The following is a 19,668-nucleotide window of genomic DNA, read 5'->3' as shown; positions in this document are numbered from 1 at the left end:
TTAGTTGACGGAAGGATGTTGCTTAAAATGGGTTTTGAACAAATATCTTTAATTAGTATCATTTCACACCTTGTATTTATTGCGATTACATGGTGGGCTCTACAAGCGTTAAATTTAGAATACTTCATCAGAAAAGGAAGAGTGGTTGAGGCAAGGCTTTTACTTATTTTATTAACCATTGTCATAGCTTCTACAGTTTCCAATTTCTTTTTAGATTATTTACTTTGGTCTCAGCAGATCCCCTAATCTTTTTTAGTTATAAGGTGCTAATTCCTTGTTTTTAATTAGATGGACTCTTTAACTTTGTTTTCGTCCCAAATCGAGCGCTTGCGCTTTTCTTTTGTCTAGCTCCAGCGCTCAGCAACTCGTTAGTTTTTCGACGCACAGGAAGTGCTAGCATCATCGTTAGCCACAGGACGTGGCTGATTTTAGATGATGTTCATAGCCATGTTGTCATCGCTAATCGAGCGCTTGCGCCTTACTTTTTTCTAGCTCCAGCGCTCAGCGACTCGTAAGTTTTCGCCCTCCTCCTTATGATAAGTCAACATCGAAGCCTTCGGCTTTTCGTGTTTCCTTTATCTCATGCGGAGTGCTCAAGCCCCTTCGTCGCAAATCGTGCGCTTGCGCTTTTCTTTTTGAAAATTGTCAAGCATTGACGACTTTTTCCACGTATGCTCTTCTCTCTAAAGGTAAAAATGGTACTAAGGAGAGGGAGTGGCGGTTATGAAACGGTGGATCATATTTTTGATGTTAGTAACGACCCTTACATTTTTAATTGTGCCGAAAGCATTTAGAGCTCATTCATTATATAAGGTTGAAAATGAAGTAGGGAAAGTTCAAGAAATTGTAAAAGGATTGGAAGATGAGCATGTTGACATAAGTGGCTGGTCATTGTATGCAAAAAAACGAGTCAACATAGATGGAGAAGAACGTAAAGAATTAATGAAACAAATTCAGGATCTGGAGCGTCCTTATACTTGGAGCATGATAGAGGACGAAAAAACGTCCAAATTAGTGGGAGAGAGAATCAATACTGATATACATCTTAAAGAAACGTTGCAGATTGTTACGACCCTCACAAATCAATCAACTCAATCGTATATCCTTTATCAGGCTACACAAGAAAGAACTTCACGCATGGAAAACCTTTTAAAACAAACAGTCAGCTCTCATATAGTCGACATAATGGGAGAAGATGTGAAAATTTTTGCTTGTGTGAACGGCACACTTAGTGGTAAAATGGAAGGTGTTTTGCAAAAACAAGCAAACTCACTTTTAAAACAATTTAACGCAAAAACAATCGAAATGCTTAATGAACCTAACTTCATTTCTGTATCTGCATACAATGAAGAGTGGGAACAAAAGCTACAAACATCAAACCAAGAATTGAACATTCAAATTGCTTTAAGAGAAAAAAAAGTAGGGTTGGATGAAATTACTACGGTGGTAGTAGGCACACCAATCATTACATCTGAATATTAATATAGAGAAAATGGGACGCGGAGGGGAATGCCTTGGAAAAAATCATCGTCCGTGGCGGTCAGAGGTTGAACGGCTCAGTAAAAGTAGAAGGTGCTAAAAATGCTGTTTTACCAATAATCGCTGCATCCTTGTTAGCAAGTGAAGGAAAAAGTACTATATGTAATGTACCCGCGCTCTCCGATGTTTATACGATCAATGAGGTTTTACGGCATTTAGGTGCTGATGTCAGCTTTGACAATAACACAGTAATCGTGGAAGCATCAAGGGAGCTAACAACCGAAGCACCGTTTGAATATGTCCGCAAAATGCGAGCTTCTGTCCTTGTATTGGGACCACTTTTGGCTAGATTAGGTCATTCTAGAGTTGCGCTTCCTGGTGGATGTGCCATTGGTTCTCGCCCTATCGATCAACATCTTAAGGGCTTTGAAGCTATGGGAGCTAGAATAAAGGTCGGAAACGGATTTATTGATGCGGAAGTTGATGGAAGACTTCGTGGAGCAAAAATTTATTTAGACTTTCCTAGTGTTGGAGCAACTGAGAATATTATGATGGCGGCTGCTTTAGCAGAAGGAACGACTCAAATAGAAAACTGTGCAAAAGAACCTGAGATTGTTGATTTAGCGAATTATATTAACGCTATGGGTGGAAAGGTTCGAGGTGCAGGAACTGGAACTATTAGAATTGAGGGAGTTACAGAGCTTAAAGGAGTAAATCATAACATTATTCCTGACCGTATTGAGGCAGGAACTTTTATGGTGGCTGCAGCGATAACAGGAGGAAACGTCCTTGTTGAAGGAGCTGTTCCTGAACATTTATCTTCGCTCGTAGCGAAAATGGAAGAAATGGGTGTAACAATCATTGAAGAGCCAGAAGGACTGAGAGTCATTGGTCCAGATGAGTTAAAGCGGTTGATATTAAGACAATGCCACACCCGGGATTTCCAACAGATATGCAGTCTCAAATGATGGCCTTATTATTACGTGCTAATGGAACAAGTATGATAACAGAGACTGTTTTTGAAAACCGCTTCATGCACGTAGAAGAGTTTAGACGTATGAATGGCAATATAAAAATTGAAGGACGATCCGTTATTTTAAACGGTCCAGTCCTGTTTCAAGGCGCTGAAGTAGCTGCTACTGATTTAAGAGCGGCTGCAGCCCTAACGCTTGCTGGTTTGGCAGCAGATGGTTACACTCGTGTAACAGAGTTAAAGCATTTAGATCGTGGCTATGTAGATTTCCACCAAAAATTAAGAAGTATTGGTGCAGATATCGAACGAGTAAAAGAAACAGTCGAAATGCCAACAGTGGAGACACCTCTTGTGCAAGATTTGAATGCATAAGAATATCGATAAAGGAAGTTAGAGAGATTATCTCTAGCTTCTTTTTTATATCCATTTTTTTTCTTTATTCCTCAACTACCCTATATATCATTCCTTTCTTCGTTAAAGTTATACATTTTTATCGATATATTTTTGGTAAGTCTTTTTTAGTATAAAGATTTATTTTTCTTAATATAATTAATTTTTAAATAATAAAAGTATTCATGTTTAAAAGGGGATTTGGTTGTCAGTGAAGAAAAGGTAATAGTAAGGTTTAGTGAAGTTAGTTAATTTTACAAAAATCAAATGCACTCGGAGGAGAAGTATTAATATAATCATGTATTTAGAAAAACGTATAATAGAAAATAACTGGATGTTACTAGAACAAGAACCACTCAGTGGATTACACGCGGGGTGTATTAAACGGCTTAAGTTATTAGATGAAAATAAAAAGACCAGGATCCTCATTTATAAGGAATTCGCTGAAGATCGAAACAATGAAATAGAAATATATAATAAACTTTTACCAAAAATAAATAAATTCCTTCCAGTCACACACGTATGGAATGAGTATCCAGAAGCGATTTTAATGGAAGATCTCGGGCAACCATTAAAAGAAATATTTAACCAACTTGCACTAGAAGATAAAAAACAGTGTTTAAGAGAAATCTTATCTAAATTGGCAGAGGTACATACAGTCTCTTCTCAAGGATTACCTGTACATCAACTATCTACAGAATGGTATGACTGGTGCTGTGCTCAATTAGAAAGGCTATCTTCACTGAATTTAGAGTGGGTTGACTCTAATTGGATCGAAGTAGTAAAGAAAATGTATGAAAAATATAATATACATAACTATAAAATCAAATGTCCCAATGTTTTGACACATGGAGACCCTCATTTAGAATAAGAGTGCACATTTTTGTTAAAAATTCAGAAAGCCTCAAATAATGAAGTTAGTAAGACATAGTTAATATATTTGTCTAGCTCCAGCTCCCAGCGACTGGTGTTGCTTCTTCCTCCTCTCTACGATAAGTCAACATCGAAGCCTACGGCCTTTCGTGTTTCCTTTATCTCATGCGGGGGCTATAAGCACCTGCGTCGCTAAACGGTCGCTTACGCTTTTCTTATTTGGGAATGGGCTTCATTAGGTTCACCATTAAGGGATATTACTATCTTGATGCAAGATATATATGATAGGCGTCTGATAACGTTTGTGAAGAAAATTTATAGGGAGGTCTTACTTGAAAATGGCCTTCATATTGAAAATGAAAGCTATTATAAGGATTTTTATTATTTATTAATGGATCATACATCTATGATGCTAGCATGGGAAATTGAAAAGTATTTTTTAGGCTATACTTCAGAAAAGAGAATAAAAGAAATAGTTGATTTTAAGATGGGGATGATAAAAGATGCAACCAATGAATGGAGCGTTAAACAGTAGATTGTCAAAGAAATAAAATTATCATTAACTCGAGCATAAAAGCTTGTCCATTTCCATATTATGAACTATATAGTCATTTTTGAAATGGGGGTTCTTTAATGAACAGGATGAAAATCATTGCACTTGTTTTTTCCCTAACATTTTTAATTATTCTCTTAATACCTGCTATATTAGTGCTCTTTGTCAATGAACCAAAAGAACTTGTACTTTCAGAAGGAACCCAGCAAGAGGGGGAGGTCAAAACGTTAAATTTAGAAGAGTCAACCGTTGCTATTAAAGTGTATCGATCAAATCAAAAGGAAATAGAAACCGTTCCTTTAGAGGAATATATTGTTGGTGTCGTTGCATCTGAAATGCCTGTGAATTTTGAATTAGAAGCACTGAAAGCTCAAGCCCTAGCAGCAAGAACCTTCATTGTTAAACAACTATTGTCTAATCAAAGAGACAGTGTACCTGAAGGGGCGGATGTGACCGATACGCAAAACCACCAAGTATATAGTAGTCAAGAAGAGCTCAAAACCAAATGGGGAAAACAGTATCAAGAAAATATTCAAAAAATTACTGAGGCAGTAGCGGCGACACAAGGTCAAATTTTAACTTTTAATGATCAACCTATTTATGCTGCATTTTTTTCTACATCTAACGGAAAGACACAAAACTCTGAATCTTATTGGGAGAATGAGTTACCTTATTTAAAGAGTGTGGATAGTTCTTGGGATTCGCAATCCCCTCAATTTTTAGATCGGAAGGTTTTTTCCATTGACCAATTTGAACAATTGCTAGGTGTAGAAATAACGGCGGATTCGGCAGGTGAAATTGTAGGAAAAACGGAAGGCGGCTATGTAGAAGCAGTCAATATAAATGGTAAGAAACTGACAGGTAGAAAAATAAGAGAACAGCTTGGCTTAAAGTCTTCTGACTTCTCGTGGGTAGTCAATGGAGATGAAGTGGTAGTCGAGACAAAAGGGTACGGTCACGGAGTTGGAATGAGTCAGTACGGAGCACATTTCATGGCTCAAGAAGGAAAGACGTATAATGAAATCATTAATCATTACTATAAAGGGGTAGCAATTAATAATGCAGACCCACTATTAACGGCCTACATAGAAACGGCTAAAAAGTGAATGAGTTCATGTTCGGGTGAAAGAGCTGTTTGATCCTAGCGATCAAACAGCTTTTCTTACAGAGTAAGAAAGTATAAAAATCTGTCCTTATTCGGATGGTGCTTTTATTTTTGTCTACTCCATTGCCCAGCAACTCCAACGCACACGATGTGCTAGCACAGGCGTTAGTCATAGGAAGTGACTGTACTTAGTTGACGTTCCTCATCATTCGTTGCTAAACGGGCGCTTGCGCTTTTCTTAAAAGATAAGAAAGTATATAATTTCGGGTCTACCACAGTCTTAGAAACTGTGGTATTTTGATGTCATGGAGAATAATATATTAAAACAAATTTTCTTTGATAAACATAACCATTGGGATCACTTTCAAAAGAAACATGGAGCTAAAATCCGTCCAATAGTAAGAAAGGAAATAGAGAAATTCAGAGGGTGTGGGAATCCCAAAAATGGATTTAAGCTATTTGTTTGTGAAGGTTGCCATGATGTCAGGAAGGTTCCGTATCGTTGTAAGGGGCGATTTTGTACCACTTGTTCAGTAGGAGAAAGCGAAGAATGGAGTCGACTACTAACAGAAGAGGTCTTACAGGTGGTGAATCATCGTCATGTCATCTTTACAATTGATGAAGGACTGCGTGATGTGTTTTTGCTTCATCGCCATCTGTTAAAAGATTTGATGGACGAGGCGTGCGATTAATCATGGATTTTTCAAAAAGAAAGCGAAAGTGACCCCTGGAATCATATCAGGCTTACATACTTTCGGATCCAGAGTGAATTTCAATCCCCATGTACATATGCTAGTGACGATGGGAGGTCTTACGAAAAAGGGGGAATGGAAACAGTACGATTATCTGCCATTTGAAATGTTAAGAAAGCAGTGGCAGACCGTGGTGTTAAAGTTCATACGCAGAGGTGTGTCAGAAAAAGAAAAGAAGAGAATACAACCTCGATTACAACAGGCGTTTCACAATAATGGGAAGGGCTTCTATGTGCATGCGCCAAAACAGGAAGGGAATGTAAAAGAACAACTTCGCTATATTGGCCGTTATATTCGTCGACCTGCGATAGGACTGAATCGGATCGAGGCATATGACGGACAAAAGGTAACCTTTACGTATCATGATAAGACAGGCGGAAAAGAAAAGAGAGAAACGATCAGTGTAGAGGAATTTATCTCTAGGCTTATTCGTCATATCCCAGATGAACAGTTTAAGACGATTCGTCATTATGGGATGTATTCAAGGAGATGCAAGGGCTTGAGTAAAAAAGTCTTATGTCAATGGCAACAGAAAGCGAAACGCTGGATAGTGAAAGCAAAGAAAACAATGCGCCGTCAGACATGGAGGGAACGAATCGTATCAAGTGGTAAGAGAGACCCTCTTATTTGTGAAAAATGCCAGTGTTACTATGAATACAAGGGAGAAGTCTGTCTTGAAAATGGTAGACTAGAAATCAAGGTGGCCTTGTGTACCACGACAAGAGCCTATTTAGAAAGGGTGATTCATCATTTCACCAGTATCGAAACACCGAAAAAAGGCAAGAAAAAAAAAAAAAAATGGCCCAATCAAAACAGAGCATCAACTTTGTTTGTTTAGTGTGTCATGAAAAAGAAGAGATTCCACAACAAGTGGTAAGAGATTTTGATTTAATGGATGGAGGTGATCCAGCCGTCCCCCCTATGTTCTCCTGTGAAAAATGTGGAGAAGACATGTATCCTGAATACTATAAAGGTATTCATGGGAAGGAATACAGGATTGAGGATATTCTGAGCACCAAAAAGGACCAGGTGTGATTTTTAATCACACCTGGTTTTTCTTAGTTTCTTTATTTTCTATACCAAAATTAAATTGCGGAAAACCTGTGTAACAGCAGGGGGGTATAAAGTCGTTTTTTTATAGTCGGCTTTAGCCCACAAAACTCGTTGGGGATTTAGTCTGCCTCTGTACTTTAGTGAGGAGGCGTTTATTTAAAAAGTTTCGACTTTCTTAATATCCACCAACAAACGACTACTCCGATTGTATCCTTCACGAAATCTATGAGAGTAGCTGACCTTGATGGAACAAAAGATTGGTGAATTTCATCTATCAACCCATAAATAATAGCCAAAGAAGCAAATAAGAGTTGTACTTTATTAGTAATCGGCCGGTAATAGGAATAAGCCCAAATAAATAAAAAATAAAGAATGGCAAACTCTATTAAATGTAGTGACTCCTTAAAGAAAGAATCAAATGAAAAAGGAGTTTGAACAATCGCATCACTAGGATGACTAGATAGATACCATATTAAAAGCATATAGATAAAAGGTAGTGTAGTTATGACTATTTTTCGAAGGTATAACATTGATCTTCTCCTAAAGATTATGATTACTTAATTATAATATCATATTCTATTCTTTTGGCGGTTTTTTGAGCAGTTTCAGCTCCCAATAAGCGGTTAATAATATAAAAGGTTATATTTATTCCAGCTGAAATACCTCCAGATGTAATGATTTTTCCTTCATCTACAAATTTAACCTCTTGTTTTACATCGACTTCTGGAAATTCTATTTGTAATTTTTCAATGCTTCTCCAATGAGTGGTGCATTGTCGTCCTGTCAATAATCCTGCTTTTGCTAATAAATAAGCCTCTGTGCATACAGAAGTCATCAATTGAACATTTTTCATTTGATTAAAAATCCACTCAATTACATCTTCATTGTAAAACTCGTTTTTCCTAGCACCTGGTCCTCCTGGGATGATTAAGATGTCAAACGATGGCATTGTTTCAAAACGATAATCAGGATGTACCTTCAACCCATTTCGGGCGCGTATTAGTTCTCCTTGTTGAGATCCTGTTTTAACATCAAATGGATATTCGTTATCATCAATTGAAGTAACAGAAAAAACTTCAAATGGTCCTGCAAAATCTAACACTTCTACCTCATCAAATAAAAGAATACCGACACTCCATTGTTTGTTATTCATAGTCATTCCTCCTTAATGCTAGATCTTATCTTAACGACCTCTTAGAGTTGAATTCTTCCTCAATTGTCTGTGCTGTCCCCCAAAATAGAAAGCGGTATACAAATGAAATCAGAAAGAACAAATATATAATTTCAAAAAATGATAAGGGCTCATAATCAATTATATATGAATGGATAAAAATGAGCATTAAAGACAATAACTCTATTATCGAGGCTTTAAATCCGTTTTTTTCGTACAAATATTTAGTCTTTCTGAAGTTAAAGACATCTTTTAATTCTTCGCTAGAAAATCCTTTGATCATGCCTAAACTTATTAAATAAACTCCCATAGCAGGTAGATAGCCTATACTCAAAACCTGTGTTACTACACAATAAATGATAGTGAATGACAAAAGATACACTTTTTTAATAATCCCCTTTCTTTTCTATAATCTATAGATAATAATTTATATTAAACATCAAGAACTAGCTTCCTTTGAGAAAAATAGGGAATTTTATATGTTTTCAAAGTTTTTTACTGTGTTAATCAATGTTGCCGTTGTTTTTTCAGCCACAAGTCATTCTAGTAGTGGAATTAGCCTTAGTGAAAATGTGATGGTAAACCGGTATTGGAATCTGATTCTGATAGTGCGAATGATATGAATATAGATAAAATCAGTCTGGAATAGAAGGGAATCTATCTAGTTACTTTGAAAGGTTATGAGAGAAGTGATTTTACACTACTAGTGTAGTTAACAAATAGGGTTATTTTATTCTGATCCTAAGGATGACCATTCAACAACTTGAACTTTTTTGAAATTAATGAGAATAAATGATAAGGGATTTCCCACCTCTCTTACAGTAATGTCTCCTCGTTAAGAATTTCATTGTTCAGTCTAACTGTTTTTATTTTTCAATACATAAAATCGAAAGGGTTTGAAGATACTAAATGCAAAAAATTCATTTTTTTATGTATAGATTGTTTGATTCTGGTTCAGAATGGTTGTTGAGGTGATGATGAAATGAGAGAGGAAGAAAAAAATCGTTCTTCTCAAAAATTTGATTTTCGAAAGATTTTGAGAAAGAAGTGGGTATTACCCGCAATTTATCTACTTAGTGCTGCCGCTATTCTGTCAGGAGTTTTATGGTATCAAAGTGCAAGCAATGACGAATCTTTATCAAATGAAGAAGAGAAAAGTACAGATATTTCATTCAGAGATGAGCCGGCAGTAGAAGTAAATGCAGCTTTAGAAAACTTTAAAATGCCAATAAATGATGTCGCTTCAACTAAGATTGTGAAGAAGTTCTATGAAGATGATGGAACACCAGAAGAGCAAGAAGCAGCCCTTGTTTTTTATAATAACACTTATCAGCCAAACCAAGGTATCGACATTGCAAGTGAAGATGGAAAGGACTTTGACGTCGTAGCTTCTCTTAGTGGAACTGTGTTAGAAGCTAAGGAAGATCCCCTTTTCGGCTATGTAATTGAACTTGAGCATGAAAAAGGTGTGGTCACACGCTATTTATCACTGCAGTCTGTCGAAGTAGAAAAAGGCGATGAAGTGAAGCAAGGACAAGTCCTAGGTAAAGCTGGCGAAAACCAATTTAATACAGAAGATGGGATCCATGTTCATTTTGAAGTTCGCAAAGATGATATGGCATACAACCCAGAAAAATGGATAGAAAAATCTCTCTCATCCTTTGTTGATGCACAGGAATCTGAAGCTGACACAGAGGAAAGTGAAGAAGAACAGACAGAGGATGGTTCATCAGAAGATGATAATGAAGAGTCTTCAAATGAACCTGAAACTTCTGACGACTCCATTGATTCTTAAATGATGAAGCCTACCTGATAAGGTGGCTTTTTTTTGTTGTTGATGAAATGATAATATCTCATCTTACTTATGAATAGCGACTGTTAACAAGTAGGTGAATCATTTGTGAAATAAAAAGTATTAACTGTATTTCGACTTTAATTGATTTATTTCTCGGGAAATTTGTCGTTGTTTTAATATTTGTTTATACAATTTCCATTACTTTTGTGACAATTAAGTCCAAGCTGACCTAAAAAGTGGGATCTCAAACTAGATTTTTCTGGACATGAATAAGTTTAATTTATAACTTGTAATGAACTCCAGATGCGCATGTAATTTTTTTATAGAGTAAGAAAGCATAAAAAGCTGTCCTTATTCGGATGGTGCTTTTATTTTTGTCTAGATCCAGCGCCCAGCGACTGGTAGCGCTTTCGACGCACAGGAGGTGCTAGCATCATCGTTGCCCACAGGACGTGGGCGGCGCCTTTAGATGATGTTCCATTTCTCTACAATAATTCAACGGAGACGCCTCCAGGAGGGAGGTGGATCTACGTCGCCACAGGACGTGGCTGAACTTAGTAGATCCTCCGCTTTCGGGCTTTTCGTGTTTCCTTTATCTCATACGGCGATGCACAGGAAGTGCTAGCGTCAACGTTAGTTCGCGCGTCGTGACTGTACTCAGTTGAGGTACCTTTTCACCTGCGTTGCTAAACGGGCGCTTGCGCTTTTCTTATAAGATCAGAAAGTATAAACTTTGTCCTTAATAAGACAGTGCTTTCATCGTTGTCTAGCTCCGGCGCCCAGCGACTGGTGATGCTTCGCCCTCCTCTCTACGATAAGTCAACATCGAAGCCTGCGGCTATTCGTGTTTCCTTTATCTCATGCGGGGGTCTATAAGCACCTGCGTCGCTAGACGGGCGCTTGCGCCTTTCTTAATAAAATCATTCCAAGTTATTCATTATGCTCATCGTTGTAAGACAAGCGCTATCTAATTTTTTAAAAAGCTAAATATGATAAAATTATAAATAATGCCTCGTCCCTCTTGACTTTTGTAGCATATATCTTCAACCAAGCTAATAAAATGTTACAAACCAACAAAGAGAGTGTATGAGGTGAGAGATCGTGAAGATCTATCATAAACATGATTACATTAGTAAAACACCCAATAATTCGATGGATTTATTAACATACCCTTTCTATGCGAGTCTCATTTCACACTTCTCACATCCATATTAGGGAGGTAGAGTAGTGTGCACGATTACATCAAAGAGCGTACTATCAAGATAGGGAAATATATCGTGGAGACGAAAAAGACCGTTCGCGTAATTGCGAAAGAATTTGGAGTTTCCAAGAGTACCGTTCATAAAGACTTAACAGAAAGATTGCCTGAAATTAATCCTGAGTTAGCCATTGAAGTGAAGGAGATTTTGGATTATCATAAGTCCATTCGTCATCTAAGAGGTGGAGAAGCAACTAAGATGAAATACAAAAAAGAAGAAATCTTGAAAAAGTAAAAAAAAGAATCGGTTAATGACCGGTTCTTTTTATATCCTATTTTTATTTAGATACTGTCATGTGAAATGCTTGTTTACCTTCTCTGAAAGGCCAAGTATTTATGTCGTTATAATGCATTGATAGTACAAATACACAAATCTAAAAATAAAATCCCAATAAATTCAAAAACGAGTTTAAGTCTTGTCTGTAAAAAGTTCTGCTGTGTTCACGCTGTTTTATGTTGAGTTCTATTTTAGAAATATATGCAATTTAACTCCCATAAATATATAGAAAGTCAACGACAAAAACTTACATAGTCTAGCAATATATGATATAATTTTTTATTGGCTATAACTTGTTTTCGAACTATTTAAGGAGGATAAGAAGATGTTTGCTAGGGATATTGGCATTGACTTAGGTACGGCAAATGTGCTTATACATGTAAAGGGTAAGGGGATTGTCTTAAACGAACCTTCTGTAGTTGCAATTGATAAAAACACTGGAAAAGTGAAGGCTGTTGGTGAGGAAGCTCGTCGTATGGTCGGAAGAACTCCTGGTAATATTGTGGCAATACGCCCTTTAAAAGATGGAGTTATTGCGGATTTTGAAGTAACTGAAGCAATGTTAAAGCATTTTATTAACAAGCTTAATGTTAAAGGTGTTTTATCAAAACCGAAGATGTTAATTTGCTGTCCTACCAATATTACATCTGTTGAACAAAAGGCAATAAAAGAGGCGGCGGAAAAAAGTGGTGGAAAGCAAGTTTTCTTAGAAGATGAACCTAAAGTAGCAGCTATAGGGGCTGGGTTGGATATTATTCAGCCGAGCGGGAATATGGTCATTGATATTGGCGGAGGTACTACTGATGTTGCTGTATTGTCCTTAGGAGATATTGTTACTTCAACCTCTATAAAAATGGCTGGAAATAAATTGGATAATGAGATCTTAAATTACATTAAAAAAGAGTACAAGCTTTTAATTGGTGAACGTACATCTGAAGATATTAAAGTGAAGGTAGCCACTGTTTTCCCTGGTGGAAGAGATGAATCGATTGACATTCGCGGCCGAGATATGGTGACAGGCTTACCAAGAACTATATCAGTAAATTCTGAAGAAATTGAAAAAGCGTTAAGAGAATCAGTAGCTTTAATTGTACAAGCAGCAAAAGGCGTTTTAGAACGAACTCCACCAGAATTATCAGCAGATATTATCGATAAGGGCGTTATTTTAACAGGTGGCGGTGCTTTGTTACATGGATTAGACCAACTCTTAACTGACGAATTAAAGATTCCTGTAATTGTTGCTGATGATCCAATGCAATGCGTAGCAATTGGAACCGGAATCATGCTAGAGAATATTGACAAGCTAGCGAAGCGTAAATTAGGATAAAACTGACGGGTGATCCATATGTCTTAACACATGTGAGATTGCCTTTTTTCATACTAATTAATTGTATTCGTTTCACATAGTTTAATTATCGGTCCATTTTTCATAATATTTAGCTCAAGATTAGGTTAAAATGAACCGATAAAAGTAGAAAGTGTTTTTGAAAGGTTGTGTGTTTAAAACTGGTTGTTGAAGAGAGTCGTTAACACCTTTTAAGCCACAATAAGTAAGAAGGACCTCAAGCGAATAAAAAGTACATCAACTAAATACAGTCACGTCTTGTGGCAACGACCGCGCTAGTCACGTTCAGGTCATCACACGTTCTGTGGCAATGTTGATTCATTCAATCCCGGAGGCGTGTGCGCCGAATGGACAAATTTTTGTAAGGAGGATTTAAAAATGTTTCGTGGCTTTTACACAGCAACTTCAGGAATGTTAGCGCAGCAAAGGAGAACGGAAATGCTCTCGAATAATATTGCCAACGCTAATACAACTGGTTATAAAGCAGATCAATCCACCATGCGATCCTTTCCAGAAATGCTCATATCACTCAATAAATCTGAAGAACTTCCTGCTGATTCCTCGATGAAATATACTACTCGCAAGCCAATTGGAAACCTCAATACAGGTGTTTATGTACAAGAATTTATTCCTTCTTTTGTACAAGGGGATTTGAGAGAAACTAGCATAAAGAGTGATGTTGCTATTATGCAAGACAATATGGAGCAAGGAGTATTATTGTTTGCCGTTAAGGATGAACAAGGGGATATTAAATATACGAGAAATGGGAACTTTACTATTAATGATCAAGGTGTTTTAACGTTACATAATAGTGCTGTCCTTTCATCTGAAGGAAACGAATTGGTCATTCAAAATCATGATTATCAAATAAATACAAATGGGCAAATTATAGTGAATGGTCAAGAGGTAGGAAGTATCGGAGTTTATGTTGCAGAGGATGAATCGACTTTAGTAAAGGAAGGTAATGATTTATATCGTATAAATAATGAGGAAACTTTACCTTTAGCTAATGTTGCAGACGTAAGCTACACATTGAATCAAGGTTTCATAGAAGGGTCGAATGTTGATGTTCAAACATCTTATACTGAAATGTTAACAGCGTACCGAACGTTTGAGGCCAATCAAAAGGTAGTACAAGCTTACGATAAAAGCATGGATAAGGCAGTAAATGAAATTGGTCGGTTAAGATAGGGGGAAGCTAAATGCTTAGGTCAATGATTACCGCAACAAATACGATGGGACAACTTCAAACGCAATTAGATTCAATAAGTAACAATTTAGCGAATACCGATACAAATGGGTACAAAAGTACAACTACTACTTTTTCTGAACTTGTTAGACAACAAATGAATAATGGACCAGAGGAAAGTGAAGAAGTAGGGCGAATGACCGAATATGGAATTCGTTCTGGTGTTGGAGCAAAGGCGATAAGTCAACTGAATTTTCAGCAAGGATCCTTGAAGATGACAGGAAGAGAACTAGATTTTGCTTTTACATCTCCAGAACATTTTTTGCAAGTTTTGGTGGATGGTGAGGTGCACTATACGCGAGATGGGTCGCTTTATCTTTCTGAAACAAAGAATAATCAATTTATGTTAGCGACTGCAAATGGGCACCCTGTACTAGGAGATGACAACAATCCTATCATCATTGATGAAAATAATCATGGGCTCACGATTACAGAACAGGGGACTATCGTATCTGAAAATGACCTGCAAAATCAGTTAGGAATCGTACAATTGGATCAGCCACAACTACTGACAAAGGAAGGAAATAATCTATATTCCTTAAAAAATATAGGTGACCAAGAGATTATAAATGTGGTAACCTATTTAGAGAGAAACGAAGTGAAAGTTCAACCAGGAGCTCTCGAAAGCTCAAATGTTGATATGACAAAAGAAATGACAGATATGATGGTCACTCAACGAGCATACCAGCTCAATGCAAAATCCATTACAATAGGTGACCAAATGTTAGGGCTAATAAATTCGGTGAGATAGTAAGAAGGAGTTTTAAATATGGTGGCTGAACCAATTACGAAAGAAAAGAATGATACACGAGTTAAACGAAAAGAGAAGACGAAGACGAATAAAAAGAAAAAACCAAAAAGAATTCGTATCCGTCTCATCCCGATTTGGTTTCGAATCGTTCTCGTTCTTGTATTCATGGCGCTTGCCGCCGTTACTGGGGCAATGATTGGATACGGTGTAATCGGTGATGGTGAACCTAAAAATGTTTTTAAAGCTTCTACATGGCGGCATATCGTAGATTTAGTTCAAAAAGAAACGGATGAGTAAAGGTGGTAAAAAATGTTCGATATACAACAAATTAAAGAGATTATTCCTCATCGTTATCCTTTTTTATTGGTAGATCAAATAATCGAATTTGAAGAAGGAAAAAAAGCGGTTGGTATTAAAAATGTGACAATGAATGAACCCTTTTTCCCAGGACATTTCCCTGAATATCCCGTTATGCCAGGAGTATTAATGGTTGAAGCACTCGCTCAAGTTGGAGCAGTGGTCATGTTGAAAAAGGATGAAAACAAAGGGAAAATTGGCTTTTTTGCTGGAATCGACAACTGTCGTTTTAAACGAGAGGTCAAGCCGGGAGATCAACTACGTTTAGAAGTGGAAATTACACGAGCAAGAGGCGCTATAGGTAAAGGAAAAGGAACTGCCACAGTGAACGGAGAAGTGGCCTGTGAAGCCGAAATAACGTTTGCCTTAAAAGATGTATAGAGGAGAATGGTGAAAAGGCTCTTGCCATTCTTTTTTTGGGAAAAAAAGATAGAATAAATACATATGATCCAATTCTGTATATGAAGAGACTGTACTTTGTTTAAAAAAAAATTTTATCTATATATAGTTTACGGTTGATTCCAAAAAAATGTGGTTACGATGGTTGGGAGAATGACTGCCCAAACAAGAATAAAAGAATTTCCAATAATACCAATGACTTTTATGATTCCTTTACTTTTTAGAGAGGCAACTAAACCAATAACAGGTAAAATTGTCACTGAAAACATTAACAAAGGACCTGGAAATAGATCCTCATCAGTAAAGAATTCACTAGCATAAACCAACAAGGACATTAAGAAGATCAAAATCGAGATAAATCCATATTTTTTGATAATATCCCTCCTTCCAAAATGGAAATGTTATTTCATCCGGTTTTCATATTAGAGTCGAGAAAAGCCTCAAGTACATTGGTGTACAGTTCAGGTTGCTCTGTATGAACTAAATGCGAGGCAAAAGGGATGATAGAGACATGGACGTTTTTATTCAATTTTGGATAAAGAATTGCTCCTATTCTCTCACTTTCTAGACCTTCTCCAACCATAAATAAGGTAGTCATCTGTAAGTTTGTTAGATCCCTAGTTTCATCAAAAGGATAGAAGTTCTCGTCTTTCCCCATTTCGATAAACCTCTGCCATCCTTCTCCATGAAGTTGATTAAAATAAGTGACTATTTCATCATTCCTTACGAGCTCCGATTGGTGTTTTACAGACTCTTGATGTAATTCGGCCCAGTTTGAAGGTTTTTCAGCCGTTAAACCAGATAGGGTTAACGTTTTTACCTTTTGAGGATTCGTTTTAGCAAAAAGTAACCCAACTACGGCCCCTAAAGAACAGCCAACAATGTGTGCAGATTCTATGTTTAAATAGGTAAATGTTTCTAAAAGGTCGTTTGCAGAGTCATAATAGAAATTAGATACGTCATCATGACTGGACTTACCATGGCCTCTTAAATCAGGAACTATTACCTGATAGTTTTGAGAAAAGTAGTTCCTTTGGGATTCAAAATCAGTCAATCCTGTCTGTAACCCAGTATGAAGAAAAACAATAGTCTCTCCATCTCCAACTATTTCTGTATGTAAAATCATAAAACCGCCACCCCTATATATTTGTATTTATGTGCATACTTTAATATCTCTTTATTGGTGAAGATTTCATCTAGTCCTTCTTCTACTTTTCATTCATTTTTCCTTTTAACTAATCATGACCAACTTATAATAAGCACCCAATCTTTCTCCTAAATCTAGTCGTCATCATCTTTTTTCAACCAACTAGTGGATATTAATATGGCTATGCCGCCTAGTATAATCGCAACCCCTGAACTTTGAGTTAGTTTGAAAGAGTTTTCTTTCAATTCTGATATTACTAGAAAGCCCCCAAGTATAGTAAAAAACACTCCGATAAACAAATTTACTTTTCCAAATTTTGATAGTGATCTCATTGGTTCCACAGCCTTTCTATGTAAAAGGTGACGGCCCATTGGAAAACCAATTAATCTTTATTTTCAACGGTAAGGAGTTTCTTTCTATTGTTAAATTCCTTCTTAAAAGCAGTTAATAACTGGTCACCTGCATATCCCTTTACAATTAAGTCGCTTAGTAGCTTTTCGGAGTCTATTTCATTACGTCCAGTAAGCATTCTTCCTTCCAATAGTACAGAGACATGTTCGGAGAGTGTTGTGATTTTCTGAACCTTTGCCATTATTTGAGCTGGTTTATTACTTTTCTTCGTGATGGTGACATAAATGCGTATTTCTTCCCCAGTTTGTTGAGCTTTTTCAAAAAAATATCGGTAATTTTTAGAGAGCAAGGCCTCTACCATCCAAGAATTTTCACCATCTTCTTTATTAATGACTAATCCATCTGCTAATGGAAGCTCTTCTAAACTATTCTCATTGTTTTTTCTAACTGTTTTTAGACCGACAAGCTTAAATGTTTTCAATCAAAAACCCTCACTTTCTTCATTAAATTAATATAGAACTAAGTAAAAATCCTGATAACCCTATTCACTATGCCTAAAATTATAACATATATCTCCATATGCTCGATAATACGGAAGAAAATGTTGAAAATAATTAAATACTGTCGATTATTGCTTTATTACCTTTAGAAATATCTCTTTTCTATAGAGGAAATTTTCCATTTTCCTAAGAAATAGAACAAAAAAATATAATTTTCGTCGTTTTTCAAATGAGATGCTACCCAATATACTTAGATTATACAAATAAGAGAGGGGGATAATAAAAAAATTTGTATGGAAAAGCGCCATTTTTATATAGGAAGGAGGGGCTACTGAGACGGTATTTACGGTGGTGTCCAAGTAAGGTCCGTTCATGCTTTCAGTAGGAAAATCATTTGATTAATGAAGTGATATTAGTTGGAAGATTGACGAGAGACCCTGATTTAAGGTATACCCCCGAAGGGAAAGCTGTTGTCAATATGAACTTAGCTGTTAGTCGATCGTTCCGCAGTCATGCCGGTATTATTGAAAGCGACTTTGTGAATTGTACAGTTTGGGGGAGAACGGCTGAAAATACGGCGAACTATTGTCAAAAAGCATCTGTTATAGGGGTGACAGGAAGAATTCAAACACGCAATTATCAAAATGCGGAAGGTAAAAAAGTGTACGTAACAGAAGTAGTCGCTGAATCTGTTCGCTTTATGAGCTCGCCAAATCATCAACAATCCTCGAAAGAATTAGCAGAATAATAAAAATGTAATCCAAAGTTTTTTATTGAATGTCTCTTATCCACGTAATCCTTTTAGTGCATGTTCAAAATGTAGGGAAAAAGGGACGTTGAATAGAAAAGCTGAAGCTCTTTGTAAGTCCATCATCTAAGAACAGCCGCGTCCTGCGGCTAACGATGATGCTAGCACATCGTGTGCATCGCCGACCAGTATAAGGCGAACATAACGTGAAGGTGTTCTTTACCTTCACTAAATGTTTGACTATTTCTAAAGATCTACTAAGAACAGTCACGTCCTGTGACTAACGTAGATCCACCTAAATCCTTTAGGCGTCTCCGATGTAAGGGCTGAAGCTAGACAAGAACGAGGTGGTGAATTAAAGGAACACAGGCTAAGTTCACCCACGTCCTGTGACTAACGATAATGCTTGGCCATCCTAGGACTTTTTGAACAACCTCTTTTAATATAAAAAATCAAAAATTGACTCCAAAATCCTTCGCAATGTAGCTGACAATATTAAATGTTCATCCTCTAGAGCATTTATTGTCAGCATCTTTGTTTTTTCAAAATGTTGTTGCTTTTTAGTGATTAATTAATAACATCATCTTTGAGATGTAATATAATAAGAAAAACTACCAAAAAATATTAGATAAGATAAGGAAAGATTCAGGGACAATTTAAAATGCTAAAGAAAGAATGGAATTAGTTTATGTTCCTTTGTATAATAAGAAAAAACAAGATATTGGAAACGACGCCTATTATATTATTAAAAGCTTTCAGGAATTACCTGATCATTCGTTGAAAGCTCAGTTATCAGGGATGATTTACGTATTGGTAAGTGGATTCTTAAGTAAAGATGCGGAAGAAAAATATGGGATGTTTTTCAAAATATGTCTGTCGTGGCAAGAGAATTAGAAAAAATACGTCGAGAAGCAGAAAGTAAAGGGAAAAATGAACTTAAACAAAATATCTTCAAAAAACTTGTAAAATCTATAAAAGAATATCAGTCAGAAGCAGTAATTGATGCTTTATTTGAAGTTGGAGATTTTACTGATGAAGAAAAGAAGAGTGCCTATCGTGAAGCAGGAAAACCGTATCCTACTCAAAAATAAAAAACTTTTGTTATAAGCACTGCAGAATATTGTATCTATACATGAGATAGC

At 36.5% G+C, this 19,668-nt stretch carries 21 protein-coding genes and 2 pseudogenes; 18 read left to right on the top strand and 5 right to left on the bottom strand.

Annotated features, from left to right (window positions below; genetic code table 11):
• The first annotated feature begins 27 nt into the window (after positions 1-27).
• The 8 genes and pseudogenes from LC087_RS12150 to LC087_RS12110 all read left to right on the top strand — a co-directional run bounded on the left by LC087_RS12150 (position 28) and on the right by LC087_RS12110 (position 7,160).
• Entirely contained in the window at positions 28-246 is a 219-nt protein-coding gene (locus LC087_RS12150; protein ID WP_371932594.1) for a DUF1146 family protein, read from the top strand.
• Between the two features lie 477 nt (positions 247-723).
• Positions 724-1,482: a YwmB family TATA-box binding protein gene (locus LC087_RS12145; protein WP_226542678.1), complete on the top strand. Its 759-nt coding sequence runs from the start codon at positions 724-726 to the stop codon at positions 1,480-1,482.
• Between the two features lie 32 nt (positions 1,483-1,514).
• A pseudogene (gene murA / locus LC087_RS12140) lies at positions 1,515-2,824 on the top strand (UDP-N-acetylglucosamine 1-carboxyvinyltransferase).
• 316 nt (positions 2,825-3,140) lie between these two features.
• The gene (locus LC087_RS12135) at positions 3,141-3,713 is read left to right on the top strand and encodes a hypothetical protein (protein WP_226542676.1); all 573 of its coding nucleotides are present in this window, start codon (positions 3,141-3,143) and stop codon (positions 3,711-3,713) included.
• A 267-nt stretch (positions 3,714-3,980) separates the two neighbouring features.
• On the top strand, positions 3,981-4,250 hold the full coding sequence (locus LC087_RS12130; RefSeq protein ID WP_226542675.1) for a hypothetical protein: 270 nt from the start codon (positions 3,981-3,983) through the stop codon (positions 4,248-4,250).
• A 98-nt stretch (positions 4,251-4,348) separates the two neighbouring features.
• Entirely contained in the window at positions 4,349-5,374 is a 1,026-nt protein-coding gene (spoIID, locus tag LC087_RS12125) for a stage II sporulation protein D (RefSeq protein WP_226542674.1), read from the top strand.
• Positions 5,375-5,678: 304 nt separating this feature from the next.
• Positions 5,679-6,973: pseudogene (locus LC087_RS19915) on the top strand (IS91 family transposase).
• A 22-nt stretch (positions 6,974-6,995) separates the two neighbouring features.
• Positions 6,996-7,160, top strand: a complete 165-nt coding sequence (locus tag LC087_RS12110) for a hypothetical protein (protein ID WP_306019610.1) — start codon at positions 6,996-6,998, stop codon at positions 7,158-7,160.
• 170 nt (positions 7,161-7,330) lie between these two features.
• On the opposite strand, the gene LC087_RS12105 is transcribed toward LC087_RS12110, so the two are convergent.
• Both LC087_RS12105 and LC087_RS12100 read right to left on the bottom strand, forming a co-directional pair.
• Positions 7,331-7,708, bottom strand: a complete 378-nt coding sequence (locus LC087_RS12105) for a VanZ family protein (RefSeq protein WP_226543036.1) — start codon at positions 7,706-7,708, stop codon at positions 7,331-7,333.
• Positions 7,709-7,731: 23 nt separating this feature from the next.
• Entirely contained in the window at positions 7,732-8,331 is a 600-nt protein-coding gene (locus LC087_RS12100; protein ID WP_226543037.1) for a DJ-1/PfpI family protein, read from the bottom strand.
• Positions 8,332-9,331: 1,000 nt separating this feature from the next.
• Between LC087_RS12100 and LC087_RS12095 the strand changes: the two genes are divergently transcribed.
• The 7 genes from LC087_RS12095 (at position 9,332) to fabZ (ending at position 15,762) form a co-directional block, all read left to right on the top strand.
• The gene (locus tag LC087_RS12095; protein WP_226543038.1) at positions 9,332-10,144 is read left to right on the top strand and encodes a stage II sporulation protein SpoIIQ; all 813 of its coding nucleotides are present in this window, start codon (positions 9,332-9,334) and stop codon (positions 10,142-10,144) included.
• A gap of 1,229 nt (positions 10,145-11,373) precedes the next feature.
• Positions 11,374-11,637, top strand: a complete 264-nt coding sequence (spoIIID, locus tag LC087_RS12090) for a sporulation transcriptional regulator SpoIIID (protein ID WP_226543039.1) — start codon at positions 11,374-11,376, stop codon at positions 11,635-11,637.
• Positions 11,638-12,004: 367 nt separating this feature from the next.
• Positions 12,005-13,006 (top strand): rod shape-determining protein, encoded by a 1,002-nt coding sequence (locus tag LC087_RS12085; protein WP_226543041.1) that lies wholly within the window; start codon positions 12,005-12,007, stop codon positions 13,004-13,006.
• 396 nt (positions 13,007-13,402) lie between these two features.
• Positions 13,403-14,215 carry a flagellar hook-basal body protein gene (locus LC087_RS12080; protein WP_226543044.1) on the top strand — a complete coding sequence of 271 codons (813 nt, stop codon included), beginning with the start codon at positions 13,403-13,405 and terminating at the stop codon, positions 14,213-14,215.
• Between the two features lie 11 nt (positions 14,216-14,226).
• Positions 14,227-15,024, top strand: a complete 798-nt coding sequence (locus tag LC087_RS12075) for a flagellar hook-basal body protein (protein ID WP_226543046.1) — start codon at positions 14,227-14,229, stop codon at positions 15,022-15,024.
• An 18-nt stretch (positions 15,025-15,042) separates the two neighbouring features.
• Positions 15,043-15,321: a DNA-directed RNA polymerase subunit beta gene (locus LC087_RS12070; protein ID WP_306019609.1), complete on the top strand. Its 279-nt coding sequence runs from the start codon at positions 15,043-15,045 to the stop codon at positions 15,319-15,321.
• Between the two features lie 12 nt (positions 15,322-15,333).
• A complete protein-coding gene (fabZ, locus tag LC087_RS12065) occupies positions 15,334-15,762 on the top strand; it encodes a 3-hydroxyacyl-ACP dehydratase FabZ (protein ID WP_226543050.1) in 429 nt (142 codons plus the stop codon).
• Between the two features lie 128 nt (positions 15,763-15,890).
• Here the strand turns inward: fabZ and LC087_RS12060 are convergent, their stop codons facing one another.
• The 3 genes from LC087_RS12060 to LC087_RS12050 form a co-directional block, all read right to left on the bottom strand.
• Positions 15,891-16,127 (bottom strand): hypothetical protein, encoded by a 237-nt coding sequence (locus LC087_RS12060; protein ID WP_226543052.1) that lies wholly within the window; start codon positions 16,125-16,127, stop codon positions 15,891-15,893.
• A gap of 59 nt (positions 16,128-16,186) precedes the next feature.
• Positions 16,187-16,906, bottom strand: coding sequence for an alpha/beta fold hydrolase (locus LC087_RS12055; RefSeq protein WP_226543054.1), 720 nt, complete (start codon positions 16,904-16,906; stop codon positions 16,187-16,189).
• Between the two features lie 403 nt (positions 16,907-17,309).
• Positions 17,310-17,759 (bottom strand): YwpF-like family protein, encoded by a 450-nt coding sequence (locus tag LC087_RS12050; RefSeq protein WP_226543058.1) that lies wholly within the window; start codon positions 17,757-17,759, stop codon positions 17,310-17,312.
• 413 nt (positions 17,760-18,172) lie between these two features.
• Between LC087_RS12050 and LC087_RS12045 the strand changes: the two genes are divergently transcribed.
• From LC087_RS12045 to LC087_RS12035, 3 genes are all read left to right on the top strand, one after another.
• Positions 18,173-18,526 carry a single-stranded DNA-binding protein gene (locus tag LC087_RS12045; RefSeq protein ID WP_226543060.1) on the top strand — a complete coding sequence of 118 codons (354 nt, stop codon included), beginning with the start codon at positions 18,173-18,175 and terminating at the stop codon, positions 18,524-18,526.
• 675 nt (positions 18,527-19,201) lie between these two features.
• Positions 19,202-19,420, top strand: coding sequence for a hypothetical protein (locus LC087_RS12040; RefSeq protein ID WP_226543062.1), 219 nt, complete (start codon positions 19,202-19,204; stop codon positions 19,418-19,420).
• A complete protein-coding gene (locus LC087_RS12035) occupies positions 19,396-19,617 on the top strand; it encodes a hypothetical protein (RefSeq protein ID WP_226543065.1) in 222 nt (73 codons plus the stop codon). The genes LC087_RS12040 and LC087_RS12035 overlap by 25 nt, the downstream gene beginning before the upstream one ends.
• The last annotated feature ends 51 nt before the right edge of the window (positions 19,618-19,668 follow it).

Origin of the sequence: Bacillus carboniphilus (genome assembly GCF_020524035.2) — a bacterium.
Lineage (GTDB): Bacteria > Bacillota > Bacilli > Bacillales > JAIVKR01 > Bacillus_CC.
This window is presented reverse-complemented; position numbering and strand designations above follow the sequence as displayed.